Source organism: Falsihalocynthiibacter sp. S25ZX9 (genome assembly GCF_041205405.1).
Taxonomy (GTDB): domain Bacteria; phylum Pseudomonadota; class Alphaproteobacteria; order Rhodobacterales; family Rhodobacteraceae; genus Falsihalocynthiibacter; species Falsihalocynthiibacter arcticus.
The window spans coordinates 40,971-67,621 of sequence record NZ_JBGFCD010000018.1 but is presented as its reverse complement, the minus strand read 5'-3'; the positions used below and the strand labels follow the sequence as shown (position 1 = coordinate 67,621).

Annotated in this window: 26 protein-coding genes; 13 read left to right on the top strand and 13 right to left on the bottom strand. The window is 52.8% G+C overall.

From position 1 onward, the window contains the following. Nucleotides 1–10: 10 nt before the first annotated feature. The 3 genes from AB9F29_RS18080 to AB9F29_RS18070 are packed head-to-tail and all read right to left on the bottom strand — an operon-like array spanning nt 11 to nt 2,831. Nucleotides 11–1,072, bottom strand: coding sequence for an SIS domain-containing protein (locus AB9F29_RS18080; protein ID WP_369756679.1), 1,062 nt, complete (start codon nt 1,070–1,072; stop codon nt 11–13). A gap of 5 nt (nt 1,073–1,077) precedes the next feature. Continuing rightward, nucleotides 1,078–2,055, bottom strand: a complete 978-nt coding sequence (locus AB9F29_RS18075) for an ROK family protein (RefSeq protein WP_369756678.1) — start codon at nt 2,053–2,055, stop codon at nt 1,078–1,080. A 2-nt stretch (nt 2,056–2,057) separates the two neighbouring features. Then, the gene (locus AB9F29_RS18070; protein ID WP_369756677.1) at nt 2,058–2,831 is read right to left on the bottom strand and encodes a GntR family transcriptional regulator; all 774 of its coding nucleotides are present in this window, start codon (nt 2,829–2,831) and stop codon (nt 2,058–2,060) included. A 105-nt stretch (nt 2,832–2,936) separates the two neighbouring features. Between AB9F29_RS18070 and AB9F29_RS18065 the strand changes: the two genes are divergently transcribed. From AB9F29_RS18065 to AB9F29_RS18040, 6 genes are all read left to right on the top strand, one after another. Next, complete coding sequence (locus AB9F29_RS18065) at nt 2,937–4,268, top strand: sugar ABC transporter substrate-binding protein (RefSeq protein ID WP_369756676.1); 1,332 nt, start codon at nt 2,937–2,939, stop codon at nt 4,266–4,268. Nucleotides 4,269–4,331: 63 nt separating this feature from the next. Further along, nucleotides 4,332–5,213 carry a carbohydrate ABC transporter permease gene (locus AB9F29_RS18060; RefSeq protein ID WP_369756674.1) on the top strand — a complete coding sequence of 294 codons (882 nt, stop codon included), beginning with the start codon at nt 4,332–4,334 and terminating at the stop codon, nt 5,211–5,213. A gap of 1 nt (nt 5,214) precedes the next feature. Beyond that, nucleotides 5,215–6,042: a carbohydrate ABC transporter permease gene (locus tag AB9F29_RS18055; protein WP_369756673.1), complete on the top strand. Its 828-nt coding sequence runs from the start codon at nt 5,215–5,217 to the stop codon at nt 6,040–6,042. A gap of 24 nt (nt 6,043–6,066) precedes the next feature. Then, a complete protein-coding gene (locus AB9F29_RS18050; protein ID WP_369756672.1) occupies nt 6,067–7,158 on the top strand; it encodes an ABC transporter ATP-binding protein in 1,092 nt (363 codons plus the stop codon). Nucleotides 7,159–7,772: 614 nt separating this feature from the next. After that, nucleotides 7,773–8,477 (top strand): transposase, encoded by a 705-nt coding sequence (locus AB9F29_RS18045; protein ID WP_369756671.1) that lies wholly within the window; start codon nt 7,773–7,775, stop codon nt 8,475–8,477. A 737-nt stretch (nt 8,478–9,214) separates the two neighbouring features. Continuing rightward, nucleotides 9,215–10,144 (top strand): cation diffusion facilitator family transporter, encoded by a 930-nt coding sequence (locus AB9F29_RS18040; RefSeq protein WP_369756670.1) that lies wholly within the window; start codon nt 9,215–9,217, stop codon nt 10,142–10,144. Nucleotide 10,145: 1 nt separating this feature from the next. Here the strand turns inward: AB9F29_RS18040 and AB9F29_RS18035 are convergent, their stop codons facing one another. From AB9F29_RS18035 to AB9F29_RS18025, 3 genes are read right to left on the bottom strand one after another with little or no spacing between them, the layout of a single operon-like run. Then, entirely contained in the window at nt 10,146–10,877 is a 732-nt protein-coding gene (locus AB9F29_RS18035) for an amino acid ABC transporter ATP-binding protein (protein ID WP_369756669.1), read from the bottom strand. Further along, nucleotides 10,874–11,548, bottom strand: coding sequence for an amino acid ABC transporter permease (locus tag AB9F29_RS18030; protein ID WP_369756668.1), 675 nt, complete (start codon nt 11,546–11,548; stop codon nt 10,874–10,876). Before AB9F29_RS18030 ends, AB9F29_RS18035 begins: the two co-directional genes overlap by 4 nt. A 3-nt stretch (nt 11,549–11,551) precedes the next feature. Next, nucleotides 11,552–12,310, bottom strand: a complete 759-nt coding sequence (locus AB9F29_RS18025) for an amino acid ABC transporter substrate-binding protein (protein ID WP_369756667.1) — start codon at nt 12,308–12,310, stop codon at nt 11,552–11,554. A 516-nt stretch (nt 12,311–12,826) separates the two neighbouring features. Here AB9F29_RS18025 and AB9F29_RS18020 point away from each other — a divergent pair. Next, nucleotides 12,827–13,504, top strand: coding sequence for a type 1 glutamine amidotransferase domain-containing protein (locus AB9F29_RS18020; protein WP_369756666.1), 678 nt, complete (start codon nt 12,827–12,829; stop codon nt 13,502–13,504). Nucleotides 13,505–13,579: 75 nt separating this feature from the next. Here the strand turns inward: AB9F29_RS18020 and AB9F29_RS18015 are convergent, their stop codons facing one another. The 5 genes from AB9F29_RS18015 to AB9F29_RS17995 all read right to left on the bottom strand — a co-directional run bounded on the left by AB9F29_RS18015 (nt 13,580) and on the right by AB9F29_RS17995 (nt 19,497). Beyond that, a complete protein-coding gene (locus tag AB9F29_RS18015) occupies nt 13,580–13,948 on the bottom strand; it encodes a hypothetical protein (RefSeq protein WP_369756665.1) in 369 nt (122 codons plus the stop codon). A 28-nt stretch (nt 13,949–13,976) separates the two neighbouring features. Further along, complete coding sequence (locus AB9F29_RS18010) at nt 13,977–14,117, bottom strand: hypothetical protein (protein ID WP_369756664.1); 141 nt, start codon at nt 14,115–14,117, stop codon at nt 13,977–13,979. Between the two features lie 335 nt (nt 14,118–14,452). After that, nucleotides 14,453–15,022 (bottom strand): fasciclin domain-containing protein, encoded by a 570-nt coding sequence (locus tag AB9F29_RS18005; protein WP_369756663.1) that lies wholly within the window; start codon nt 15,020–15,022, stop codon nt 14,453–14,455. Between the two features lie 182 nt (nt 15,023–15,204). Beyond that, nucleotides 15,205–18,321 carry an efflux RND transporter permease subunit gene (locus AB9F29_RS18000; RefSeq protein WP_369756662.1) on the bottom strand — a complete coding sequence of 1,039 codons (3,117 nt, stop codon included), beginning with the start codon at nt 18,319–18,321 and terminating at the stop codon, nt 15,205–15,207. 21 nt (nt 18,322–18,342) lie between these two features. Beyond that, the gene (locus AB9F29_RS17995; protein ID WP_369756661.1) at nt 18,343–19,497 is read right to left on the bottom strand and encodes an efflux RND transporter periplasmic adaptor subunit; all 1,155 of its coding nucleotides are present in this window, start codon (nt 19,495–19,497) and stop codon (nt 18,343–18,345) included. A 198-nt stretch (nt 19,498–19,695) separates the two neighbouring features. Between AB9F29_RS17995 and AB9F29_RS17990 the strand changes: the two genes are divergently transcribed. The 5 genes from AB9F29_RS17990 (at nt 19,696) to AB9F29_RS17970 (ending at nt 22,979) form a co-directional block, all read left to right on the top strand. Further along, the gene (locus AB9F29_RS17990; RefSeq protein ID WP_369756660.1) at nt 19,696–20,367 is read left to right on the top strand and encodes a TetR/AcrR family transcriptional regulator; all 672 of its coding nucleotides are present in this window, start codon (nt 19,696–19,698) and stop codon (nt 20,365–20,367) included. Nucleotides 20,368–20,553: 186 nt separating this feature from the next. Continuing rightward, entirely contained in the window at nt 20,554–21,093 is a 540-nt protein-coding gene (locus AB9F29_RS17985; protein WP_369756659.1) for an SCP2 domain-containing protein, read from the top strand. A gap of 2 nt (nt 21,094–21,095) precedes the next feature. Then, nucleotides 21,096–22,073 (top strand): peptidase U32 family protein, encoded by a 978-nt coding sequence (locus AB9F29_RS17980; protein ID WP_369756658.1) that lies wholly within the window; start codon nt 21,096–21,098, stop codon nt 22,071–22,073. 4 nt (nt 22,074–22,077) lie between these two features. Then, on the top strand, nt 22,078–22,545 hold the full coding sequence (locus tag AB9F29_RS17975; protein ID WP_369756657.1) for a hypothetical protein: 468 nt from the start codon (nt 22,078–22,080) through the stop codon (nt 22,543–22,545). Beyond that, the gene (locus tag AB9F29_RS17970; protein ID WP_369756656.1) at nt 22,479–22,979 is read left to right on the top strand and encodes a U32 family peptidase; all 501 of its coding nucleotides are present in this window, start codon (nt 22,479–22,481) and stop codon (nt 22,977–22,979) included. The genes AB9F29_RS17975 and AB9F29_RS17970 overlap by 67 nt, the downstream gene beginning before the upstream one ends. Before the next feature lie 109 nt (nt 22,980–23,088). On the opposite strand, the gene AB9F29_RS17965 is transcribed toward AB9F29_RS17970, so the two are convergent. Together AB9F29_RS17965 and AB9F29_RS17960 are read right to left on the bottom strand one after the other, a co-directional pair. Further along, nucleotides 23,089–24,162 (bottom strand): ParB N-terminal domain-containing protein, encoded by a 1,074-nt coding sequence (locus AB9F29_RS17965; protein WP_369756655.1) that lies wholly within the window; start codon nt 24,160–24,162, stop codon nt 23,089–23,091. Continuing rightward, nucleotides 24,159–25,469 (bottom strand): AAA family ATPase, encoded by a 1,311-nt coding sequence (locus tag AB9F29_RS17960; RefSeq protein WP_369756654.1) that lies wholly within the window; start codon nt 25,467–25,469, stop codon nt 24,159–24,161. The genes AB9F29_RS17965 and AB9F29_RS17960 overlap by 4 nt, the downstream gene beginning before the upstream one ends. A 383-nt stretch (nt 25,470–25,852) precedes the next feature. On the opposite strand from AB9F29_RS17960, the gene AB9F29_RS17955 reads away from it, so the two are divergent. Then, the gene (locus AB9F29_RS17955) at nt 25,853–26,566 is read left to right on the top strand and encodes a DnaA N-terminal domain-containing protein (RefSeq protein ID WP_369756653.1); all 714 of its coding nucleotides are present in this window, start codon (nt 25,853–25,855) and stop codon (nt 26,564–26,566) included. The last annotated feature ends 85 nt before the right edge of the window (nt 26,567–26,651 follow it).

The following is a 26,651-nucleotide window of genomic DNA, read 5'->3' as shown; positions in this document are numbered from 1 at the left end:
TTTTGATCCTTTAAACAACAGCGGTGATTTTGGTGGCATTTAAGAATGCACCAGGGGCAAACCCGCGTGCAATTGACAGTGGAATTTGTAGTAACTGGATCGGCAATGCCTCCATGATTGGATTGAGCGAGGCTGGGACATCGGGGTAGGTTAGAAGCAGGCGATCGTGACCCTCTTGTACGGGATTACTTTCTGGGCAGATCGCCAGAACCCTCCCGCCATGAGACGTTACTTTCTCGATAAGAGCTTCATCTATGTCGCGGGTTGAGGCGTCCCCCAAAAAGATAATCATCGCAAAACCTTCGCGCACCAGTTCAATAGGGCCATGGCGGAATTGCCCACCTGAAAGAGCGGTGCAATGCATTTTTGCCGCCTCCTGAGTAAGTAGTGCAGCAATATTTGCTGACGCAAAGCTGTTGCCCCGTCCGACAAAAACCAATGGCTTATCCGCACCAAGGAACTTGGCTGCGCTTTCAATTTTGGGCGTCCAACTATCCAAAAACAACTGGCAAGCTACAGCGGCTTTGTGCAAGTTTTGGGTCGCCGTGGCAGTACTTCCATCACAGAGGTATTCGGCAAGTAAATGCAGGGATGCCAAGCCACCAGTATAGGACTTGGTAGACACTGTGGCCTCGTCCCCAGCTTGGGAACAAAGTGAAATTTCGGCCCAGTTTGCCAAAGGGTTGTCGGCCATATTGGTGACAGAGATAACTTTGCCTGGTGTGCTTCCCAAGGCTATTGTGAGGTCAACAATTTCGCCACTTTTACCTGATTGGGATACGACGATCAGAAGTGTTGTGTTGGTGATTGTCGCTGCGAATTGTTGGCTTAATTCAGATGAATCCACTATTGTTACCGGACTTGAGAGGCCATTCACCAATCGCAAATACGCAGGGTAGGCCCCGTGAAGGGATCCGCCCATTGCGGTGATTACAACGCGGTCAAGTTCACCACGTGAGAACATCTCACGAACTGTGGTCAATTGGCTGATCTGGGTTTCCGGCAATCCACCGCTGAGGGTTTCCAATATTTTTGGTTGTTCAAGTATCTCGTCCAAATATGATTTTCCCATCGGCATTATCCCTCTAATTTTTTCTGCAATACACTGGTCGCGGCACCCACGACACCAGCTCGGTTTCCTAGAGAGGTTTGAATGAACTCTAGATCGGTAAAATATTCTGACATACCAACTTTGGCGGAATGGTTGGCGATCTTGTCGATAAAGCCCTGCCCAGCAGCACTCCATCCTCCGCCAAAGGCAATGCGATCCGGCGCAAATATGTGGATCAACCCTGTGAGCCACAGGCTCAACCAATGGGCTGTTTTATCAAGAAGTTCCTTACAGTCGGAATCTTCCAGTTTCGCCCCGTCAATCAAATCTTCAATATTGGGTCGTCGAAAGCCTTCTTGAGTGATCTTGCCAAGAAATGAAGCCGGATCACGCGCAGCAATTTTATTGATTTCACGCCCCAATGCTTCACCAGAAGCAACGGATTCAATACATCCCCTACATCCCTGCCGACATCCGTGTTTCAAACTTGGGTCAACAATGAGATGGCTCGCATCCCCCAACGCACCATTCCCTGTAAGGAAAGGCAGCCCGTTTTCGATAAACGCGGCCCCGATACCCGTTCCCAACGTAACCATCAAAAACCGCCTTGAACTCCTACCTGATCCGAAGTGGTGTTCACCCAAAGCCGCAAATGTAGCATCGTTTTCTATGAGGACGGTTGTTCTGAATTTTTCCTGAACGTGGTCCTTGATTGGGTACCCGTTCAATGCGGGAACGTTGGATAAATGCGTGGTCGATTTTGCTGAGTCGACATGACCCGGTACGCCAACACCGATTCCGTCGAGTTGCTTTATTCCAATCTTGCTAATCCGCTCGATAAGGTGATCCAAGTATGCATCCAGAACGTCAGCAGGGTTGTTGGACATTGGAGTCGGAACCGCAGAGAAATCAAGAATTTTCCCGTCTGGCGAGACAAGGCCGATCTTGGCGCTACCACCACCGATGTCGATTCCGGCTGCCAACAGAGAACTTTTGGGGCCCATGCTTAGCCCAACTTATGTCGATTAATGGTCAGGGCAAATCCATCACCGCGATAGACGGACCGCACAAATTCAAGCACTTGGTCCTGTTCTGACGATGTTACACGCCACGCGACAACGACGGGCGCACCTACTTCAATCTCAAGTTGGGCGGCGAGATCTGCATCGGCGGTTGATGGCTCTATTGCTACGTCCGCCCACGCTGGCTCATAACCCCAAGTATCGCGCATCATTTGATAAAGGGAGCCAGACCCGAGATTCTCAGCGGAAAAGCCAGGATACAAGTCTTTGGGAAGGTAAGCGTCTTCTTTAGCGACAGGAACTCCTCCAACGAGGCGAACACGAGAAAGCAGAAGAAAAGCATCAGTCGGTAAAAGAGGCCGGACGACATGCTGTAGCATCCCATCCGGCAGGGAGGTAGTTTCTTCAAATGATACGAGCTTCGAATCCGGCTCGCCGCCACTCAATTCTACTTCCGTTGTAAAGCTGCCTAGGCCCGTCACGCCACCCAAATGAAGGGAGCGGATATAGGAGCCCTTGCCTTTTTCACGATAAATTAGACCTTTAAAGTGCAACCGATCCAAGGCTTGACGAATTGTCACGCGAGAGACGTCAAATTCAGTTGCCAACGCATTCTCAGACGGCAACGGGATTTTCCCACCCAACTTTCGCTGTGAGAGCACATCTCTCTCAAGATGATCAGCTACCTGCCGATAAACAGGGGTAGCACTGGATTTAAGAATGACGCGCCGCGTTTTTCCATCTGTATTGCTGTCCATAAGAAACCTCTAGACTCATTTAATTTGTGGTGCTAACTATTTGTATGCTTGTCTTAACAAGTAGTCAAGCTACGGTTAAGTTATTAATACCATAGGAGGATAAACATGAAACTTACCATAGGTGCGATTGCATTGGCTGCCGCTTTTACGGCTCCAGAGCTGTCACAAGCACAAGACATCGACTGGCAACAACAGTCGGGCACAACTCTGAAACTACTTTTTAACGAACATCCTTGGACGGAAGGCTTGCGCCCCCACATCGAAGAGTTTGAAGCGCTGACAGGCATTGATGTTGAGCTCACAGCGCTCGCAGAGGATCTGTATTCTGACCGTATGAACCTTGCAGTGCGTTCCAAGAAATCCGTAGCAGATGTCTATTTTGTTCCAATGGATGGTGCTGCGTACGAGCAGTATCAAGCAGGTGCGATGACTTCGCTAACGCCATATATTGATGACGTATCAAAGACTGCTGCTGACTATGATTTGGCTGATATTCCGGCGTCATTCCGTTTGGGTGCAACCTTCCCGCCAGGCGATCCGTCTGCTGAGCTTTACTCAATGCCAATCGCTTTTGAAGCTTATACGCTTTTCTACAACAAGGAGATTGTGGACGAGTATCTGGACGGCGTTGTACCGACGACAATGGACGATTTGGTCGCAGCGGCTCAGATGATCACTGAAGAATCCGGCGGCAAAATCTTTGGTGCAACAATGCGTGGCCAGCGTTCAGCAAGCCTTGTTGATACTCTGACGGGCGTCGTTCTCAACGATTGGGGTGGAGCAGAAGCAACCTTGCCTCAGAACATCTGGTTCGATGGCGACTGGGACAAACCACGCTTCAACGACCCAAAGATTGCATCTGGACTAGCGCATTACGCAGGTTTGTTAAAAGCAGGACCGCCGAATATTCTATCATTCAACTGGTCTGATGCGAGCCGTTTCTTCTCGCAAGGCCGTGCTGCATTCTTCATCGACGCAAGTCTGTTTGGACCAGGTTTCGAAGATCCAGCAAGCTCAAAAATTGCCGGTAATGTTGGCTACGCACCTCTTCCTGCGGCGAATGGCAACGTAGGTCATCATGGTCATTGGCTTTGGGGTTTGTCCGTACCTGCAAACTCTGAGAATGCAGATGCAGCTTGGTTGTTCATCCAGTGGGCGACATCAAAAGAAATGGATGTCGCAATCGGTAAATCAACCGGTGGAGCGCCGCGTCTTTCGACTTGGGACAATGCCGACTACACGTCTTCACTTGATGCCGGTTACGTGACAGCGCTTCAAACCGCGATGTTAAACACGAACCCAACCGTGGTGTTTACAGAAGGCTGGGGCGAAGTGGTCATTCAGATCGTGGACACAATTCACGAAATTTACGCCGGAAAAGACCCGCAAGAGGCAGTTGAAAGTCTCCAAGTTCGCGCTGTGGAAGTCCTACAGTAGAAATCTATGACAGCTAAACTGCGCGTCATTTAGGTGACGCGCAGTTTACGAATGAGGGCAGATATGAATAACAACGTCACAATAAAGCGAAACTGGTCAATGCGGAACAACTGGCTCATGTTGATTGGGCCGGCATTGTTGATGTTAGGTGCGACAACGCTTTATCCGATAGGTTTCGCAGTTTTTCTATCGTTTCAGGAATGGAACTGGGGCGCTACAAGCGAATTCATTGGGCTGGCCAATTTCGTCGAAATTCTGGGCAAGAATACTTTCTGGACTGCATTGTTCAACACTTTCTATTTCTCAGCTGGTGCAGTTACAGCGGAATTACTCTTAGGCCTTGGTCTTGCGGTCGCCATAAATCGACTTGGTTTTGGAGCGGGTGTAATCCGTACGATGTTACTGTTGCCGTTGATGGTCTCTGGAATTGCCGTCGCTTTGGTATGGAAAATTTTGCTTGATCCAACGCTTGGTATTGTAAACTATTTATTGGAAAGCATAGGTTTGCCGGGATCTGTTTGGTTCGGAGCTCCCAGTTCTGCAATGCCCGCCGTCATCTTGGTCGATACATGGTGGCAAACAGCTTTCGTGTTCATCATACTATCTGCGGGCCTCAAGAGTCTCCCGCAGGAACCTTATGAAGCTGCCGAGTTAGAAGGTGCATCTGGCTGGCAGACTTTCCGGCACATCACGTTACCTTTGCTCAAGCCGGTGTTGATTACAGTGATCATTTTTCGCACGATTGATACATTGAAAGTATTCGATATCGTCTTTGGGACGACCGGCGGCGGTCCACTTCAAGCAACCGAAGTCGCTCAAACGCTTGGGTATCGAACCGCCTTCAAATTCCTCAAATTTGGGGAATCGGCCGCCATAATGCTTGTTTTTTCAGCAATCATTCTGACGCTTTGTATTGTCTATTTACGTATTGGTGAGGAGAAATAGCATGGCTGCTCGCAGGCAACTCAAACGCTCCATAATAAGCTATACAATCGCTCTAGTGGCAGTAACGCTTTCGATTTTTCCGATCTTTTGGATTTTGTCAATCGCGTTAAAGACTGAAATCGATGCCTTCGCTATGCCACCGGTTTGGGTCTTCGATCCGATTTGGGGAAATTTCCAACGTGCTTGGACATCCAGCGGGTTTTCTTCTGCATTCATGAATAGCGCCATCATATGTGTCGTCGCCAATGTGATGGCTCTCGCCGTCGGCATCCCAGCGGCTTATGCATTGAACCAACGCGTTTCCCCGGGGAAAACGGCAGTTCTCGTGTGGCTTTTGATCGCCTATATGTTGCCGGAGTTTCTCTTCGTTATCCCAGTTTATCTACTGTATCAGGAAATAGGATTATACGACACGCTGCTCGGCCTCGCGATTGTCTATCAAATATTTACTATACCATTTACCGTCTGGCTGTTGCGCTCCTTTTTCGCGGAAGTACCAACTGCTTTGGCTGAGGCCGCCCGTCTGGAAGGCGCGTCTACTTGGCAAATTATCTGGAAAATATATGTGCCAATCAGTGCGCCGGGGATTGCTGCGACCGTGATCCTCAACAGCATTAAGATCTGGAACGAACTCTCGATTGCGCTAGCACTCACGTTTGACAATGCGGAAACCGTGACGCTCGCAGTTGCTGGTTTTCGTGGATACGCATCCATTGATTGGGGCGCAATGTCTGCCGCCGCAATCATTGCCATCGTTCCGATGGCGCTGTTTGCAATACTCGCTCAACGTCACATCGTTCAAGGCCTGAGCCTCGGCTCGGTTAAGTAAGTCAAATTTACGAAGGAACACTCGATGTCATCTATCACATTCGAAAAAATTAATATTTCGTACGGAGATTTCCGTGTTGTCCGTGACCTAGACCTTGCGATCGCGGACAGGGAATTTATTGTATTAGTTGGCCCTTCGGGCTGCGGTAAATCGACCATCCTACGTCTTATTGCTGGGTTCGAAGACACTGAGTCAGGAACACTTTCAATCGGTAACAGGGTGGTAAATTCTATCGAGCCCAAGAACAGAAACGTTTCAATGGTGTTTCAGAACTATGCGCTTTATCCACATATGACTGTGCGCGACAATATAGCCTTTGGCATGAAAATCCGCAAAATGGACAAAAAAGAGATCGAACGTCAGATTGATGAGGTTGTGGATATCGTTAACCTGCGAGACCAACTACATAAGAAGCCCGGCGCTCTTTCCGGTGGCCAGCGACAGAGGGTGGCGCTCGCGCGCGCCATTGTCCGAAAACCAGAAGTTTTTCTGTTTGATGAGCCTTTGTCTAACCTTGATGCAGAGTTCCGCACCTCGATGCGTCAAGAAATTGCTGCCCTGCACAAAAGGCTCGAATCCACGATGGTTTACGTGACCCACGACCAAGTGGAGGCGATGACGATGGGCGATAAAATTGCGGTTCTGGCCCCGATCGCCGACGCTGGTGACTCAAATTTAATGCAGTTCGGGACTCCAGACGAACTCTATTCGCGTCCCAAAAACCTCTTTGTTGCGAAATTTATTGGCTCACCTCCAATGAATTTCATCGATATTGCGAATGCCCGTTCACCTGTATTGAATCTCGATGGGGCAGCGGCTCTGAACGCTCTTTTGGACAGAAATGGGCCCTTTCATTGCGGCATACGTCCAGAACATATTACATGGGGCGACAGCGCTGCTGATTTGCGTCTCGACGGCACTGTCGCAGCTATGGAAAACCTCGGGCACGAACAAATCGCTTACCTGAATACACCCATTGGCAAGTTAACTGTTCGTTTGCCTGGCTTCCATGACACATTGAGAGCAGGCGCGGCTTGCAAGATTGGTATTTGCTTTGACCGCGCCCATTTCTTTGATGCAAAGACCCAAGAGCGAATCCGAGCACCTTCCAATTAGAGTGCTGTTGCAGAGCGTTAGTCGTCCTCCTTTTGCGCATAATATACGGCAAAAGGAGCGGCGCAATTCCACGACAGGTCCGGTTTTTTGAAACTCCGTTTTGTGGCGTGCGCCTGAAAGGGTCCAGCAAATTTAGACAGCGTGCTAAGATGTATCCAACACGAGCGAATGAATACGAGAATGACAAAGCAACGGAGCTTTTCAGACAATTTTTTGTCACAGGGGGCTGGAGCGATGAGCCCCACTGAACGTCGTGAGATGGTCTAATACACGCCCGTTTGCATTAATCAGGCGACAGTTGATCTTATGCATAGGATTGATCAATTGCTCGGCAGTGCATTGTAAATGCACGGGGGGGGGTATTTACAATGCATTCGTTCTTTAGGAGCCGCCAATCACGCGTCCTAACCATGTTCTCCTCTCGGGTATAGACATGCCCTGCCGGGCGACGGGTGCAGCGACATCACCTACATTCCCATCAAAAACGGCTTTTGTACTTGGTGACGATCCGCTGGCTGGCTGGGGTTATTACACCCCGAGAAGCATGGACTGGGCGACCCACAAGGTTTTAATCTGGCGGTTTTCCAATACGCCCCCTCTAGGTGAAGCCTTTTGTGAAACGGCAGAAGAACGACGCAAAGGATGCAGAGGCAGCTGTCCGGCCAAAGATACGATTTGCACCTGTCAAATCAGCTAAACAACAATCGAGGTCTATGGTCTTTAAGACGCGTGATTTGTTCGTTCGGCAGCGCAATTCCATCATCAACGCTCTGCGGGGTCACTTGATGGAATATGGGATCATCGCAGACCCCGGTCAGAACTCTGTGAAGAAACTGGCAGAACAGATTGAAAGCCCGGATTGTAATCCGCCGTCAATCGTCATCGACCTCAGCCGTGTGCATCTGGATCAGCTCAGTACCTTCACAGACAAGACTGTCGTGAGAGAGCAACGTCTGAAGGATGAAACAAAAACTGATCCGGAAACAAACCGCTTGCAGACGGCACCGAGTATTGGGCCTGTCAGCGCAATGACTATCAAGGCCTTCGCCCCTCCACTGAAGGGCTTCAAGCGCGGACGTGACTTTGCCGCGTGGCTCGGATTGGTTCCAGTTCAGAAATCTACCGGTGGACGACATATACTAGGCAGGACAGCGCGATATCAGGCGATTGCTGAATATTGGGGCCATGACGAGGATCAGATGTTGGAGCGTAGACCACGCTTGCTGGCGGCCATAACCTTGGCTGACAAAACCGCACGGACGATCTGGGCGATGATGACGAAACAACAAGATCATCGAGATCCGGTCGCGGCAGCTTAAAGCTGTAACGCTCGGTATGATGTAAGAAAGACATTGAAACAGTAAGGACACATGGAAACAGTAAGGACACATGACCGTACCCAATCACATGTTCAAACCGTTGAAAATACCTCTTGCATCAAACGGGGCATCCACACATGGGAGGGCAAGATTATGAAGGTAATCAAAGATTGGCCCCGTGTCGCGCGCAGATCCATTACTTTTGATCGCGGCACTGAGTTTGTTTCCTGGCCACATCAGCAAGCTGAGATCGGAACACAGACCTGGTTCTGCGACCCTTCCCCACCGTGACAGAAAGGCACCGTCGAGAACACCAATCGGCGGGCAAGACGCTGGTGTCCCAAAATGGGACATCCGAAGAATGACGGATCACGAGGTCAAAGAAATCAGAGACCGCCTTAATAAAACACTCAGCAAATGCCTCGGCTGAAAGACACCAGCTGAAGTCTTCCGCGAAAAGAAGTTGGAGGAAAGGCGATGAGTCCCCTACCCTAAGGCCTAATAAGAGACGCACCTCAAGCAGCGCTCACAATTAGCAAGCGGGCCATGGTTAGAAACATTGCCTCGGTGAATTGATCCGTTTCATAGCCCTCTCTCGCCTATGCGTTACCCAAAGAATAGGAGCTGGTGCGCCTGAACACCCTCGTAAAATAGGTGGCAAAATGTTCGCATACGGCGTAAGTTTGAGTGGAATTTCTTGGCGGGCTACACCACCAAAATGATGGAAGTGAATAAATATGGCCTCTTCGGGATCGCGCAACGTCATTCTCGCTGCATTAGCAGCAAATGCATTGGTTGCCGTCACTAAATTCGCGGCAGCCAGCTTTACCGGCAGTTCGGCAATGCTGAGCGAAGCGGTCCACTCGCTGGTTGATACCGGCAATCAAGGCCTGTTACTTCTTGGCATTAAGCGCGCGAAACGACCCCCTGATCGAACGCACCCCTTTGGCTATGGAATGGAGCTTTATTTCTGGGCCTTTGTGGTTGCGATCCTGATCTTTGGCATCGGTGCGGGTGTTTCGATCTATGAGGGCATCAATAAAATACAAAACCCGCATCCCGTCACCAGCCCCTATATCAACTACATCGTCCTTGGCCTCGCTATGATTTTCGAGGGGGTGGTTTGGGTGATCGCCTTCAAACAGTTGCGCGCCACCAAAGGCGATCTTGGATATTTCGAGGCCATACGGCGCAGCAAAGATCCAACCGTATTTACTGTCCTGTTTGAGGATACTGCTGCGATGCTCGGTCTGGTCGTTGCGTTTTTCGGAATTTTCCTGAGTCACCAATACAACTTGCCCGTGTTGGACGGTGTTGCCTCGTTGATAATCGGCGCCATCCTCGCCTTGACGGCCAGTTATCTGGCCTATGAATGTAAGAGTCTGCTGACCGGCGAAGGGGCCACCCGAAAGGTTGTCGCTGGCGTCGAACAGATCATCGCCGAGGAATCTGGCATTTGTGGCGTCAACGAATTGCTGACCATGCATTTCGGACCGCAAGAAATCTTATTGAATGTCAGTATCGATTTCTCGGACAAGCTCACCTCGGGAGAGGTTCAGGACCGCGTCTCGGCATTAGAACACAGCATCAAAGACCGTTACCCAGACATAAAGCGCGTGTTTATCGAGGCGCAGCGCACGCATGAAAGTACTGGCGCACAACAATAACCTAGATCACACGCCGCAAAAATGCCTGTGTGCGGGGGTCTTGCGGGTTGTCCAAAACCTCAGTTGGGGTCCCCTGTTCCACGATATGTCCCGCGTCCATAAAGATGATCCGGTCGGCGATCTCGCGCGCAAACTGCATCTCGTGGGTGACGATCAACATGGTCTGTCGTTTCTCGGCCACCCGCCGCATCAGGTCGAGCACCTCGCCAACCCATTCAGGATCAAGCGACGATGTGGGCTCGTCAAACAGCATCAATCCGGCATCCAGCGCCATCGCACGCCCGATCCCAACGCGTTGTTGTTGCCCGCCGGATAAAGCGGCGGGATAGGACGATGCCTTTTCCGCCAGCCCCGTTTCACTCAGGATTGCGTCCGCGCGTTGGTTGGCAACGGCCCTTGACTGCCCTTTGACCGTAATCAACGCTTCGGTGATGTTTTCACGAGCGGTCTTGTTGGCAAAAAGCGCGTAGTTTTGAAAGACAAAGGCCGTGCTGCGCCGCAGGGCCAAAATTTGAGCGCGCGTGGCGTTGGCTGCATCCACCGACAGATCGCCCACACGAATGATGCCGCCTTCCGGTCGATCAAGGAAATTGATACAGCGCAACAGCGTAGACTTACCGGTGCCCGAAGGCCCAATGATGACCACCCGTTCGCCAGAAGCTATATCGAAGGAGATGTCCTTGAGAACGGCGGTCGCCCCAAACGTTTTATTTATTCCTGAGAGTGAGATCATCTGGCATGCGCCTTGTTCAAATAGATTTCCAAGCGACGCTGCGCCCAAGAAAGCGCTTCAACGATAACCCAGTATATCGCCGCCACGACCAAGAACGCCTCGAAATACAAAAAGCTCCCTGCGGCCTCTTTCTGTGTGGCGCCCATCAACTCGGTTACGCCAAGGGTAAAGGCGAGTGAGGTGCTTTTGATCATGTCGATGAAGTAATTCACCAGAGTCGGGGCCGCTACGCGCGTCGCCTGCGGCAGGATAATTTTCCGCATCATCTGGCCTTGGGTCATTCCAACCGCTTGCGCGGCCTCCCACTGGCTGCGATCAACACCAAGGATCGCCCCGCGGATGCTCTCTGCCATATAGGCCGAAAAATGCAGGGTCAGGCCCATGATCGTCGCCGTCACACCGTTGATGCCCGTGAGGAAAGGCAGCATTTGCGGCAAGCCGTAGTAGAACAAAAACAGTTGCACAAGCAGCGGCGTCCCGCGAAAGAAGCTTATGAAAAGTCGAACGAATGCGTCCAACACTGGCACCTGAAACACCCGCTCCACCGCCATGACCGACGCGAGGAGTAGTGCAACCACCATCCCCACGACAGCCATAAAAAGCGTCAACGGAACATAGCTCAACAATACCGGTAGCAGGTCGAGCATGTAAGTGAGATCAAGGGCCCGCATGGGCTATTCCACGACGGTGATGTCGGTGCCGAACCACTTCATCGAAATCTCGGTCAGCGTTCCGTTCGCTTTCAAAGTCGTGATTGCCGCGTCAACCTCATCCCGCATTGCGCGACCTTCTTCGGTATTGGCGAAGGGGAGCGCATTGTGAATTTCGCTGAACGGCGGGCCAGCCAACGCAAGCGGCAGTGGGCTTTCCTGAATGAGTTGCACCGACGACACCCGATCCATGGCAAAGGCATCCATACGTCCCAGCGCCGTTTCCTGCGCAATGTTGCTTTCATAGGTGCGTATGTCGATTTCCGCGGCATTGGGCAGCGCATTCAGCAGCTCTTCGAAGTTGGAACCAAGGTTCACCGCAACGGTTTTGCCACTCAAGTCCGCGACACTTTTGATGGTGTCTTCGTTGCCCGCCTTAACCACGATCTGTGCGCCGTCAAAAACATAGGGTTGTGAAAAGGCAAACTTCTCCTCCCGCTCCGGCGTGATCGTGATCTGGTTTGCGATGGTGTCGATCCGCCCCGCGTCCAATGCGCCGACCAGCCCAGAAAAGGACATGGTAACGAAATTGATATCACTCCCGATTTCAGCGCCAATTGCATTCATGAAATCAACTTCAAAACCCTGAAGCTCGTCCAGCTTAACGAAGGTGAAAGGAAAATAACCGCCAGACATACCGACGTTCAAGGTCTCGGATTGGGCTGGGCTGACAGATGGGATCAGCGCGAATGCGAATGCCGCGATAGCGAGTGCTTTGGTCATGTGGTGCTCCGTTCAGTCAATTTTGGTCCAACAATTTGCTGACGCACCTATACTAGGATAATGTGGACCGCCGTATTAAAGTAGCGTTGATCACGAATTGTTGTGGCGCCCCTTTTAGGTGACGTTTGAATATCCTGCCGCCGACGATCGGGGAATGATCTTCGGCGGCAGGATATTCTTAGCAGTCGTCAAGAGCATCCAAGTAGATCAGCCCGCTCGGGGGGGCGATTAAAAGAGCGTTCCGATCAATGTGGACAACGCACTTACGGGTATGCTGTTCCCTAAAAAATTTAAATTTCTTTGGTGACCCCACGTAACTTCGCAAGAAACCCCTTATACGCTGGTTTCTCGCCAACCTTTGGAACAAATGCGGCTTTGCCACGTTGAATTACGCGATCACAATGCGGATATAATGAATGATCCTGCTGCCTTTATTGGGTTTCTGCAGGGCACGATTTTCGCCAAGCGGGGTCTCCGCAATGGCTCGAATACGTACCAAAATCTAAGGAGACGAACATGAAGATTCTAATGGTCCTGACATCGCACGACAAACTGGGTGACACTGGCAAGAAAACCGGCTTCTGGTTGGAGGAATTCGCCGCACCATACTACGTTTTCCAAGACGCAGGTGCAGAGATCGTTTTGGCGTCGCCTAAGGGTGGTCAGCCACCGGTTGATCCAACAAGCGATCAACCCGATGCACAAACCGACGCAACGCGCCGCTTCAAGGCGGACGACGCCGCCCAAGCGGCACTCGCCGATACCGTCACCTTGAAAAGTGTCGATGCCGACGGTTTTGACGCCATCTTCTATCCTGGCGGGCACGGGCCCCTTTGGGATCTTGCTGGCGACGCAGACAGCAAACGCCTAATCGAGGTTTTCGCAGGAAGTGACCGTCCAGTTGGCGCAGTCTGCCACGCGCCTGCGGTGCTGCGCGACACAGTTGCCAGCAACGGTAAGCCACTGGTTTCGGGACGCAAAGTCACGGGTTTCACCAATACCGAAGAAGAGGCTGCGGGGCTGACAGACGTCGTGCCGTTCCTCGTTGAGGATATGTTGAAAGCGAATGGCGGCGACTATTCCAAGGGTGACGACTGGGCAGAATACGTCCTCGTTGATGGAAAACTCGTGACCGGACAAAACCCAGCCTCCTCGTCAGAGGCAGCGCGGGCAGTGCTCAAACTACTGAAGTAATTTGGTACTATCGCAGGCAGAAAAACCAAAGTTTTTTTGCCTGCGACCGAGGGGTCGGTACTGTCCCCTCGGTCATCACATGGCGGTATCTGAATTCTGAATTAAACTCTCCAGCTCACGAGCGTGTAAGCTGGATAGGGTTCCGATCGTTGCCAATTCTATGGTCACCCAAGCTGATCGCCAAAAGAAAGAGTTGTTCAAATCGAGGTAGGGTTGGACGGAGAACCCCTCGACCCCGCCCTTTTCGGCCAAAATCGAGAAGCGAAAGATGTAAGCGCAGGCCTCGAGAAAAGGGAGAATGGCGATCTGGGCTGGGTTTTCACCGAACGTCGGCCGGTTGTTGCGAAGCTCGGACAATTTTGCGAAGGCTGCATCGGCGTCGGCTAGGTTTGGCAATTGATTGAGGTCAGGCTGGGACGAAAGGCCGTCATCGGCGAGTTCCACAGCGCCAACACCCGCAAGCGTGATGACATCATATTGCGGCCGTTGCTTCCTCGAAAGGTTTTGCAATGTGGTCCAGAACAGCAAGTCCGGTGTTGTCGGACCACGTCAAAAGATGAACGGTTTTGCCCGAAAAATCTTGGCTCCCTGCGGCACGGACAATCGCGGGCATAGCCAAAACGCCTGCCATTCCAGCACCAGCTTTTAACGCAGCGCGCCTCGTAAGTTAGAAAGTCATGGTTAGATATCCTTCGTGTTATCGATGCTTGGCTGTCAAATGCGACAACGGTCCCGCATTTCATCGCAGAGACTTAAGGTGTGAAAAATGGCAATAAATTAGACCAAAATTGCATAACAATGAAACTTTGTTTTTGGCGCTTTCCAGAACACGGTGATATCAATTCAAAATTCAATCGCTTGTATTGATTAAATGTAAAACGGCCCCAGAAAACTGAGGCCGTTTAGGGAGAAGTACAATTTTGAACTCGTTAAATAGGAACCACGTAATTACATTTTAGGAAGTAAAACCGCATCAATTACGTGAATCACACCGTTAGATTGCACAACATCCGCAATCGTAACCGTCGCCATGCCACCGTTCTCGTCCTGCAAAGTCATAACGCCGTCCGCATAGGACGCTTGCAGAGTACAACCGCCAACAGTTGGAACAGGATGAACGCCACCGTCATCCGCGATCATGCCTTGCAACGCTTCAGCCATCACAGCTTTGGCAACAACGTGGCAGGTCAACACCGTGGTCAACATCTCTTTGTTTTCTGGTAGGAGCAGCGTCTCGACAGTGCCTTCTGGCAGGGCATCAAACGCGGCATTCGTAGGAGCGAAAACAGTAAACGGACCCTCGCTTTGCAACGTTTCTACAAGGCCCGCAGCCGTAACCGCAGCCACAAGTGTTGTGTGATCCGCAGAGTTAACCGCGTTTTCGACAATGTTTTTGTCCGCAAACATTGCGGCGCCGCCGACCATTGGGTTTTTCATGGCATCGCCATCAGCAAAGGACATGCCCGCAGAAATTACAACAGCAACAGTCGCGCTTAGAACAGTTTTGGTAAAAGACATAATATGTTTCCTTTTCAAGTCGCCCAGAGTTTTTCGGGGAGATACAAGGAACCACGAGTGCGGGCGGCAGAAAGTTTCAATATTTTTTACTTTTTTTAAAAAAGTAAAATGGGCGCGATTTTGGGCGGTATGTTTGCCGCTCTAGGAAACATACCGCCAATGCCAAACCCTCGTATTCTGCGTTACGTCGGTTCAGACTCGTTTGCTTTTTGCCGACCCAACATCTTGCGCACCAAGATAAAGAACAGTGGCACGAAGATAATGCCAAGAACCGTCCCCGTAATTGTCCCGCCAAGCACGGCTGCGCCAATCGCACGACGACCACCAGACCCCGCACCAGATGACAACACGAGCGGCACAACTCCAAGCGAGAACGCGAGCGACGTCATGATGATCGGACGGAACCGCAGGCGCGCAGCGGTCGCGACGGCCTCGAAAATGTCCTTGCCGCTCTCGGCCTGTTCTCGGGCAAACTCCACAATCAAAATGGCGTTCTTCCCCGTCAATCCGATGACCGTTAGAAGGCCCACTTGGAAAAACACGCCGTTCTGAAAGCCAAAGTGCCAAGCGGTAAAGAGGGTACCCAAAATCCCGACGGGCATGACCAACATCACCGAAAGCGGGATCGCCCAACTCTCGTAAAGGGCCGCAAGACAGAAGAAAATCGCCGCGAGGGACAAGGCATAGAGTAACGGTGCCTGAGAGCCAGATTCACGCTCTTCAAGGGATAGCCCAGTCCAAGCCACAGAAAAACCGGGCATTTGCTCGACGAAACTTTCGATTTCCAACATAGCTTCGCCGGTTGTCACACCCTCTGCAGGTGACCCTTGGACCTGCATCGCAGGCGCACCGTTATAGCGGTACAGTCCTTGCGGACCATATTCCCAGCGTTCACTGGAGAAGTTGGAGAAGGGCACCAATTCACCCGACGTGTTGCGCACCCGCCATTTTTGCAGATCAGACGGTGTTGCGCGAGCGTCGGATTCGCCTTGCACATAGACCCGTTTGGTGCGGCCATTATCGTTGAAGTCGTTGACATAGGTTCCGGCCATCGCGATCGCCAAAGTGTTGCCCACGGTTGTCGGCGACACACCCATTGCGCCAGCGGCGCGCCAGTCGATGTCTAGGTTGAACTGCGTCGCATCCTCAAGGCCAGACGGGCGTGCGGAGGCAATAAGCGGGCTTTGCGCCGCCATGCCCAACACCGCATTGCGGGCTTCAAGAAGTTGCTCATGCGATTGGCCGCCCTGTGCTTGCAGGTAGAAATCAAAGCCAGACACGTTTCCAAGTTCCGTCACCGCAGGGGGGACGATGGGAAAGGCCATGGCTTCTTTGATGCCCATCATCACAGGGAAGGCACGCCCCGCGATGGCCTGAACGGATTGCGCAGGGCTTGGGCGTTCTTCCCAGTCTTTCAACCGCACGAACGCAAGGCCGTTGTTTTGACCCGCCCCCGCAAAGGAGAAGCCTACAACACTAAACACGGAATCGACGTTTTCACTTTCGGTCTTGAGGAAGTGATCCTGAATTTGCTGCGTAGCTTTTAGTGTGTTCTCGGCCGTACTCCCCGAAGGGCCCTGAACGAAAGCGAGCATAATGCCCTGATCTTCATCCGGCAAAAATCCCGTAGGAGTTTGCATGAAAAGCCAAACAATCCCTGCACTCATCGCTGCATAAACCAGCAACATGCGCAACGGACGGCGGATAACAAAATTCACCGTCCGGCCATAACCGCCAGCAAGCTTATCAAAGCCACGATTGAACAACCCGAACGGGCCGCGCGTCGTATGCTCGGTATCCTTACTTTTCAAAAGCGTCGCGCAAAGCGCTGGCGTCAACGTGAGGGCCACCAAAACAGACAGCATCATCGCCGACACAATCGTCACCGAGAACTGCCGATAAATCACGCCCGTAGAGCCGCCCAAAAATGCCATCGGAACGAACACAGCAGAAATCACAAGCGCGATCCCCACCAGCGCACCGGTGATTTGGTCCATGGATTTGCGCGTGGCTTCGCGGGGGGAAAGCCCCTCCTCTTCCATGATCCGCTCGACGTTTTCCACCACAACAATGGCGTCGTCCACCAGCAAACCAATCGCAAGCACCAAGGCAAGCATAGTCAACACGTTGATGGTAAATCCGAACACACCAAGAATCGCAAACGTCCCAAGAATAACAACAGGAACCGCAAGCGTCGGAATAAGCGTCGCTCGCAGATTTTGCAGAAACAACAGCATCACAAAGAACACGAGGATGATCGCTTCGATCAGCGTTTTTTGCACTTCGTGAATGGAAATTTCGACAAACGGCGTGGTGTCATAGGGAATGACATAGGTCATGCCTTCGGGGAAAAATTCCGCATATTCCGCAATTTTCTCGCGCACGAGTTCCGATGTATCAAGCGCGTTGGCCCCCGGTGCAAGTTGGACCGCCATCCCCGATGCGGGGTTGCCGTTAAACTGCGCGATGGCCATGTAGTTTTCGGCGCCAATCTCGACACGGGCCACATCTTCGAGCAACACAAGTCCGCCATCGCCTTCTGATCTCAGGATGATGTTGCGGAAATCTTCAGGCGTTTCCAGCAGGGATTGCGCCGTGATGGTTGCCGTAAAGGCCTGACCGTCAAGCGAAGGAAGCGAGCCGAAAGAGCCTGCCGATATCTGCGCGTTTTGCGACGAAACAGAAGCGACCACATCGGAGGGCGTCATGTCGAAGGCGGCAAGTTTGGAAGGATCAAGCCAAATCCGCATGGCATATTTTGCCCCGAAAACCTGTGTGCCGCCCACGCCTTCAATGCGACTAAAGGCATCCACAAGGTTGGAGTTCAGATAGTCCGACAAATCGGCCTGATCCATTTTGCCATCTTCGGAGATCAAACCGATCACCATCAGGAACCCAGCCGAGGATTTTTGCACCGTCACACCTTGGCGCTGTACGGCTTCGGGCAAAAGCGCGGTGGCTTGTGACAGTTTATTCTGCACCTGAACTTGCGCAATATCAGGGTCCGTGCCCGTCTCAAACGTCAAGGTAATCGACGACGACCCCGATGAGGTTGACGACGATGACACGTAGCGCATCCCGTCAAGGCCGGTCATTTGTTGCTCAATAACTTGGGTCACCGTATTGGCCACGGTTTCCGCCGATGCCCCCGGATAGGCCGCGTTAATTGTCACCGAAGGCGGTGCAATCTGGGGATACTGCGCCACCGGCAGCGTTGTAATCGACAACACTCCGAGGCCCATAATGAGGATCGAAATCACCCATGCAAAAATGGGGCGGTCAATGAAAAAACGGGCCATGGGATACTCTCAGATCTGAGCTTAGTTGTTTTCAACAGGAGGCTCTGTGGCCCCTTGTTCTTGAGGAGCCACAGTCGCGCCGGGCGCGGTTTTTTGCAGCCCAGAGACAATGACACGGTCGCCAGCCACAACACCTGCGGTCACAACCCAGTCGTTGCCGTGATCGCGCAAAACGGTCAGCGTACGTTGCTCAACCACATTGTCAGCGTTGACAACCAGCGCCATAGGCACGCCGCGACGATCACGGCTAACGGCTTGTTGTGGCACCAAAATCGCGTCTTTCACCACACCTTGCGGCATTTCAACCTGCACGTACATCCCAGGCAGAAGGAAGCCTTCGGAATTGGGGAACGACAGGCGCAACACAATGGTGCCCGTGGTTTCTTTCACATGCGGCTCAGCGGCGGAAAGCTCGCCTTGATGTTCATAGATCGTGCCATCGGCAAGTTTGAGTTCCACGACCTGACCAAGCTCTTCGGCGAATTTTGCACCACCATCAGCGCGGCGCCACCGGAGGATATCGGCGGCGGCTTGCGTCACATCGACATGGACCGGATCAATCGTGCGGATCGTGGTAAGCGGCGTGGCTTGGCCAGCGGTCACAAGCGCGCCCTGACTAACTTCGCTCAACCCGACTACCCCTGCAATTGGCGCGCGAATGTCGGTGCGCTCCAAGTCGATATTGGTCGTCAGCAGATGCGCCTCCGCGACTTTCACGCTGGCTTCTGCAATCTCGCGGGCCGAAATAGCGTTATCGAGATTCTGTTGCGAAACAACATTGCGCGCTTTCAATTCCTGCTGGCGGTCAAATTCCCGCTGAGCAGACCTGAGTGCTGCATGGGCCTGCGCGAGTAGCGCTTCAGACGATGCTTTTTGCGCTTCATACGAAGATGCCTCAATGCGATAAAGCAGATCACCCTTGGCAACCGGACGCCCCTCAACATAAAGGCGTTCGCGGATAATGCCGTTCACCTGTGGCCGAACTTCCGCTTGCGCCGAGGCCGCAACACGACCAGGAAGCGAGGCGGTCAAGGTAACATCGCTGGCTTCAAGCGTCACAACAGTAACGGCAGCGGGAGGACGGCCCTCTTGGGCAAACGCACTCAGCGGGAGGCTTACAGCGAGGATAAGTGCAGCCGGTAGTTGACCCAACCGTGCGAAAAGTGAACGAGGCATTGAGAATGGCTCCAATGGATTGGGCAATCACGGGGATCGGTCGTGAAACAGTGACGGATAGCGATATTTGCTATCTGATTGCGCGATGAACTAAAAATACTCTTGCGCCGCGAATATGGAAACCCGATAGTTTTGTAAAGTGCATTCGTTTAGGCTAATGTGAAGCACACTTCAATAAACGGTGATAGGAGCGAGGCAATGAAAAAAGAGGGAGACTTATCCGAAGACACAACTTGTTGCGGTAAAACACGGCGTGGGCGCCCGCCCCAAATGCAGCGCCCTGCCCGCGAAGCCGCGATTCTTAGGGTGACGACGCAATTGCTTTTGGAAATACCCTTTGACGATGTGACCATGGCGGTGATCGCGACCAAAGCTGGCATGTCCAAACGTACCGTGTACGAGCATTTCAAAAACCGCGAAGATTTGCTAGTAAGCGCCATCATCGATGTCTCGCGCACCATTTTTCTACCGTTGAGTTCCGAAGACGCACAACGCCCCTTACTTGAACGATTATCGCTTTTATTGCAGATTAATACTCCGTCGGGGTTTGAGGCAAACAAGCTGGAATGCCTAAGGTCGATCATCGCAAAAGCGCAAGCCTATCCGGTTTTGGCCCAACAACTCTACGCAAACGGGTTTGGCGCGTTGACAGGTTTTGTTCACACCGAACTTTCGCAGGCCATCAAAAGTGGTGAAATCGTTTTGGCCGAACCCGACGTGGAAATGGCCGCGGAAATGCTCTTGGATATGGCGTTTGAAAACACCCTGACCCGCCTATTGCATCCAAATGCTCCGCCACCAAATGAAACCGAAGTAGAGCGGCGCCGTGAATTCGCTATCACTGTTTTCCTGCGAGGATGCGCACCCTGACTCGGTCCTCATCTACCCGTGCAAATCATCAAAATCACTGACCTATCGTTCAACATGCACGCGCAATCAAAGGCGTAGCCACAGCGCCGCGGTCAGGCGTGAACTTGGTGCGCCTGCTTGACGGGCGTCAAGGGCTTCTCACTTCAGGTTTGATAGACGAAGGCCAAAACCTACGAAGGAAATGTGATGCCGCACCGCCCCTTGGCCATTGAAACAACCCCCCGATTGCTGGCTTTTGCCCTTCGCCCCCTGCCCCTGCGTCCCCTTGCCGCCGCGCTCTCGGCGTTGACGCGCAGTGTCGCAAAACGGCACCCCGCGCTGTTTCGCCGTCTTGGGCCGCATGCCACAGCCTGCTTTGTGTTGGACCCGACCGACCTGCCCTTCGTGATCTGCCTCTATCCAACCACCACCAATCCGCATGTGACCCTGCACCGCAACAGTCAAGTCGGCGATGCCAAGATTGCCGGCCCCATGTCGGCCTTGCTTGGCCTCGTGCATGGCGCCTTCGATGGGGACGCGCTGTTTTTCTCGCGTGATTTGGTGATCGGGGGCAATACCGAGGCGGTTTTGGCGCTGCGAAATGCGATTGATGATGCGGAACTCGATATCGGCGCCGAATTGCAGGCGGTCTCGGGGCTTTTCGCCCGCCCCCTGCGCCGCGCGATTGATATCGCACAGGCGCGCACGGGGTTTAGCCTGACACGATCAGAAAACGAAGGGTTTTGAGAATGGAAATCGTTTGCCCTGCGGGCACTCCCGCATCCCTGCGCGCGGCCGTCAAAGCGGGGGCGCATACCATCTATTGCAGCTTTGCCGATGAAACCAACGCCCGCAATTTCCCCGGCCTGAACTTTGATCGCTCCGAAATGCGCGATGGCATCGCTTTTGCCCATAACCATGGCGCTAAAGTATTGATTGCAATCAATACTTTCCCCCGTGCCGGAGCTGAGGCTATCTGGCATGCAGCGATTTCGGATGCCGCAGATTTGGGAGCAGATGCGGTGATCCTCGCCGACCTTGGCCTGCTCAGTTTTGCCGCCGAGTCCCATCCTGATCTGCGCCGCCATCTATCGGTACAAGCGGCGGCGGCAAATGCAGATATGGTCAACTTCTACGCCGAGGCGTTTGGTGTGAAACGAGTGGTCTTGCCGCGGGTTTTGTCGGTTCCCGAAATCGCCGCGATCAATGCAGAAACCGAGATCGAGACCGAAGTTTTTGTGTTCGGCGGGCTCTGTGTGATGGCCGAAGGGCGGTGCTCGCTCTCGTCCTATGCCACGGGAAAATCACCCAATATGAACGGTGTTTGCTCGCCCCCGAGCCATGTGGATTACCGTGAGGACAAGGGCGTTTTGCAGGCGCGCTTGGGGGGATACCTCATCCATAGCGCCGCCAAGGACGAACCTGCGCCCTATCCAACCCTGTGCAAAGGCAGCTTCACGGCAGGCGACAATAGCGGCTATCTGTTTGAGGATCCCGTCAGCTTGAACGCCGAACAATTGATCCCCCAGCTTCAAAAAGCGGGGGTGACCGCGCTCAAAATCGAAGGCCGACAACGTTCCGCCTCCTATGTCGCGCAGGTGGTGAAGAATTTCCGCGCGGCGGTTGATCCTTTGGCCGCAGGACAGGCGATGCCTGCGGGCATGCTAACACGATTGTCCGAGGGGCAAGCCAGCACCGTGGGTGCCTATAAAAAAATATGGAGATAGACCTGTGAAACTCACCGTTGGCCCGAACCCGTTTTTCTGGAAGTCCGAAGCATGGGCTGCATTTTACGACTCTCTTGCAAAGGCCCCCGTCGATCATGTGGCGCTCGGCGAGGTTGTCTGTTCCAAGCGGTTGCCGTTTTACCAAAACACCTTACCCGAAGCGATAGCGGCCCTGCAAGAGGCGGGCAAGACCGTGGCCCTGACCAGTCTTGCGCTGGTGACATTGAAACGCGAGCGCAAGATGACGGCGGAGTTGTTTGAGGTCGGCGTAGAGGTCGAGGTCAATGATCTGACCGCCCTCGCGGATCTGCCCAAAGACACGCCCTTCAGCATCGGCCCCTTGGTGATGTCTATAACGAAAGCACGCTGCGATGGCTTGCCAAGCGTGGGGCCACGCGAATTTGCTTGCCACCGGAACTACCGCTTGAATCCATCGCAACCTTGGCCGCCGCTGCCCGCGAGCTTGGCGTAGAGATCGAAGTTTGGGGGTTTGGCCGCATCCCGTTGGCAATTTCAGGGCGCTGCTATCATGCGCGCCTGCATGGCCGCACCAAGGATAATCGCCAGTTCGCCTGTGAGGATGATCCCGACGGCCTGCCCGTACAAGCCCGCGAAGGCCAACCATTTTTGGCGATGAACGGTGTGCAAACACTATCGGATTCCCATGCCTGCATGGCATTACACGCCGAGGCGCTGGCGCAGGCAGGGGTTTCTTCCTTGCGCCTCTCGCCCCAAACTGGTGATTTTGGACAGATTTGCGCGCTGTTCCACGACTTAACTCAAGGGCGGATTTCCGGTGATACTTTGGTCAAGAAATTACAGGCCCAAAACGCCAACCTGCGCCTGTCAGACGGTTTCCTCCGCGGGGCCCGCGGCGCCGATTGGTCAGGGGCCAGCGCATTCTAAGCGCGAAACTCATGCGCAGACGGGCAGCGTTTCCAGCACGCCTGCGCAACATAACCAATTGTTTTATAACAATTATACTACAAAAACCTCAAGTAACCCATGGGTTACCTCATAGCTTGGTAATCCGTGGGTTACCCTTATCCGCGAGGGCTGCTTCGAAGGCCTTCACAGCCCGTTCCAGCTTCTCTCGGGGAACGGACGCGAAATCTTCACGACCCACAATGCGAACCTCACCCTTGCGCGCAACCACACGAAAGCTCCCTGCCCTAAACTCGAATTTTTCTCGCGCAATCGCCGGCCCCTTGCGTGTGACTGGCTTGGCTTCGGTCAGAAAAGCAGCAAGCCTCGTCGCCTGTTCCGACGCCGAGGTACAGCGCCCAAGGTCACTGCGCAAACCGGCAACGTCCCCCTGCCCCGCCTTCAACGCCCGCGCAACATCCACTCCCAAATTTCGAGCAACCTCTTTGGGAAACGGCAACGCCCCCTCAAGAGTTTCGAGCAGATAGACGAAGCTACGAATGTAGGACCGTTTCATTTTATGAAGTGCACCGTAAAGCCGCCCGACCAAAACCTCGGCGCTCTCTTCGGGGACACCCGCATCCTGCGCGGCAACGATCGCAACCTGCGCCATCTCTGCAAAACTCAGATCTTCGCGGATGACATTTTCTTCGACCATATCCACATATCGCGAAATACGCTCCTGAGTTCCCCCCTCAACGCGCGCCAAAATAGTGGCAAAATTTGCGTCACCCGTCTCAGCAAAAAGTTGTGAAAGGGCCGTAAAACGACGCCAGCCTTTTTTCAACTCAAACCGCCCCTCAGACCCATGGTAAACTTCAATAGGCTCCTTTTGACCGCGCGCTCGAATGGACGCCTTAAGCTCCTCCATCTCATCCGATGTAGCCACTTCCTCCAGCGCCAAACGGTCACGCGGCAGGTCCTTTGTGGAAATTTGCGTCAGCGGCAAAGCCACCAAAACGCGGCCTTCTTCATGGGCGATGCGGAACGCCTTTGCGTCGTCCGAATTGCGGCGGCGCTGTTCTATCTTGGCCTCGGTCGACCCCTGCAAACTTTCTGCGGCCTCGCGCACGGCGGCCCCCATCGGCCCAACAGATCGCTCGCGTGGCGGCTCAGAAGGTTTCGCTTCAACTGGGGCAAAGCCGAATTTGTTTTTAGACTTCATTGGTCAATCTCCTTTCGCTCTGCGTTTTCGGACCATGATTTCATCAAAGTATCGCGGAACTCGCCATAGGCGCGGTCGAAACTCTGTCGCGCACGCTTCCATGTTTCACGGGTCATTTGACGATAGTCCTGTTCGTACACCGAATTTTGGAACCGCCCTGATTGCTCAACCGCGCGGGTCATCTCAATTGGGTTGCGGCAAACATCGGCACCAAAAACATTCTGGAACGCCTCGCTCATTGCCTGATGCAACGGGTTGGTTACTTCAAAGCGCGTCATCAATACCCGCACGTCCATGAATTCCTTTGGCAGGGTCAAGCCTGCGTCCTTGGCGAGGGGGCCGAAACCTTCCGAGATATCGGCAAGCGCGTCGCCCAATTGGCCAAGGAAACTTGTGGTGCTATCGTATTCCCAATAGCCGGGACCGGAAGGGATATAGAGAATGTCGGCGGCGAAAGCAGCGTTGAGCGACTGGTAGCCAATGGCGGGGGGACAGTCGAAGATGATAATATCGTACTGGTCATCGGGGAGTTCATCGAGGTAGCGCGAGACACAGCCAAAAAAGCTCCAGGCCTTGTGAAGGGCGCGGTACTGCGCACTGGCAAATTCCACGAAGGCTGCATTGGCGCAGGACGGGATAATGTCGATTGTGGGCCAGCAGGTGGGTTGAATGAAATCCATAAACCGTTGCGCGCCAATTTCTTGCACGTCTTGGGGCAACTCGTCAGAAGAAGGGTAGGGGCAGTCGTCGGGGTCGTCATAGGTTTCGGTAATACGGTCGGATTCTCGACACAGATCGCGGCACATGATGCCCCAGACCGTATTCCATTCCTTGACTTCAACGATGCCCATGGAGTGCGTCAGGGTGGCTTGCGGATCAAAATCCACACAGAGAACACGGTAGCCATCCAGCGCGGCGGCGTTCGCAAGATGCTGCGCCACGACGGTTTTCCCAACGCCTCCTTTAAAGTTCGACACGGCGACACGGATAGCGCGCCCCTTGGGCCGTTTGGGCAGGAGCGTTTTACCCCGAAAACGGACACGGCGACGGAGTTCGTTGATTTCCTCTAGAGTGAACCAACGCTGTCGGCCATCCTCTTCGGTCTCGCCTTGAGGCAGGGTCGGGTCGTCGGCAAGTTTTTTACGCAAGGTGTCAGCGGGCACATCAAACATAAAGGTACAGATTTCCCAGATGGAGAAGGGTCGCAACTCCTTGGTTTCACCCGGACTAAAGGTTGCACGGCGCACGTTGGATTGCTGCGCAAGACTGCGTTCGTTCATGGCCTGTAAATCAGAGTGGTTCCGCATGGTGTGCCTCTTGTTTTTTTACTATAATCCCTGAATAGCGGGATTTCACAGATTTCGCAAAACAGAAATTTCAAAATTCGCGATTTTCGCACCGTTTTAAGGAAAAAGCGGATATTGCAAGGAATGTTGCATTCAACCAGTGTCTATTTAGGGACAACTAGAGCCTGTTTTACGCAAATAGGGTGACACCAATAGCCGCTTTTAGGGACATCATGAGTGTCCCCCTTAACCATTTAACCTAAGATTCAAATATATAAATTGATTAAACCAGATTTTCCCGTATTTCAAAGGGAGTTGACAAATTGCGGGATAATTCGCCATGTTAAACCCAATTGAGAATCGAATCGAATACAAGATCGAACTTGAGCAGCGGCGGGCAGAACATGGCACAAATAAACCTAACCGGACCAAGCGCCGGAACCCAGAAATATGATCTACTCACGGCTTTGTCTGTGGCGGGGCTTCATGGCAAGCCAGTTTTTCAAATGTCGATGATGCGGCTGATTGCATTGGTCACGGCGCGCTACAATTGGCGTAGCAATGAGGTTTCAATTGGGCAAAGAGATTTGGCGCGGATGTGGAATGTAAACGAACGCACAGTCAAACGCGAAATGAAGCGGCTCATTGATACCGAAATCCTTGTTTGCTCCCGCGCCGGTGTTCGTGGCAGAGTCGGGGCTTATCGCCTTAATTTTGAGACGGTAAAGCGACTCTCCGATCCGCTCTGGGAATCGGTGGGGCCGGATTTCCAAAAGCGAATGGAGACCCAACCGATTGGTTTGAGAAGCAAAGTGGTCAAAGTGGATTTTGGCGGCGCAAAATCGCAGGCGCCACCGGAAGCGCTACCGCAAAAGGACGAGGGTGAAAAAGGAACATGGCTCGCGGTACAGCATCGATTGAATGGTGAAGATCACACAATCTATTCAAGCTGGTACAAGCACCTTTCTTTTTCGGGTTATCAGGAAGGCGAAGTTACCCTCAAGGCCCCGAGTAAATTCATTGGGTCCTATATTGAAACCCATCTGTTGCCTCCCCTTACGCGCGCGCTAAGAGCGGAATTTAATGCCGTTCATACCATCAGAATATCGATAGCTTGATACTTTGCCTCTACGTCCAAAATGGGGTCATCGGCCTGTTATTCACTCAAAAATGAACGTACCTTTTTCGCATTTTCCTGAGATT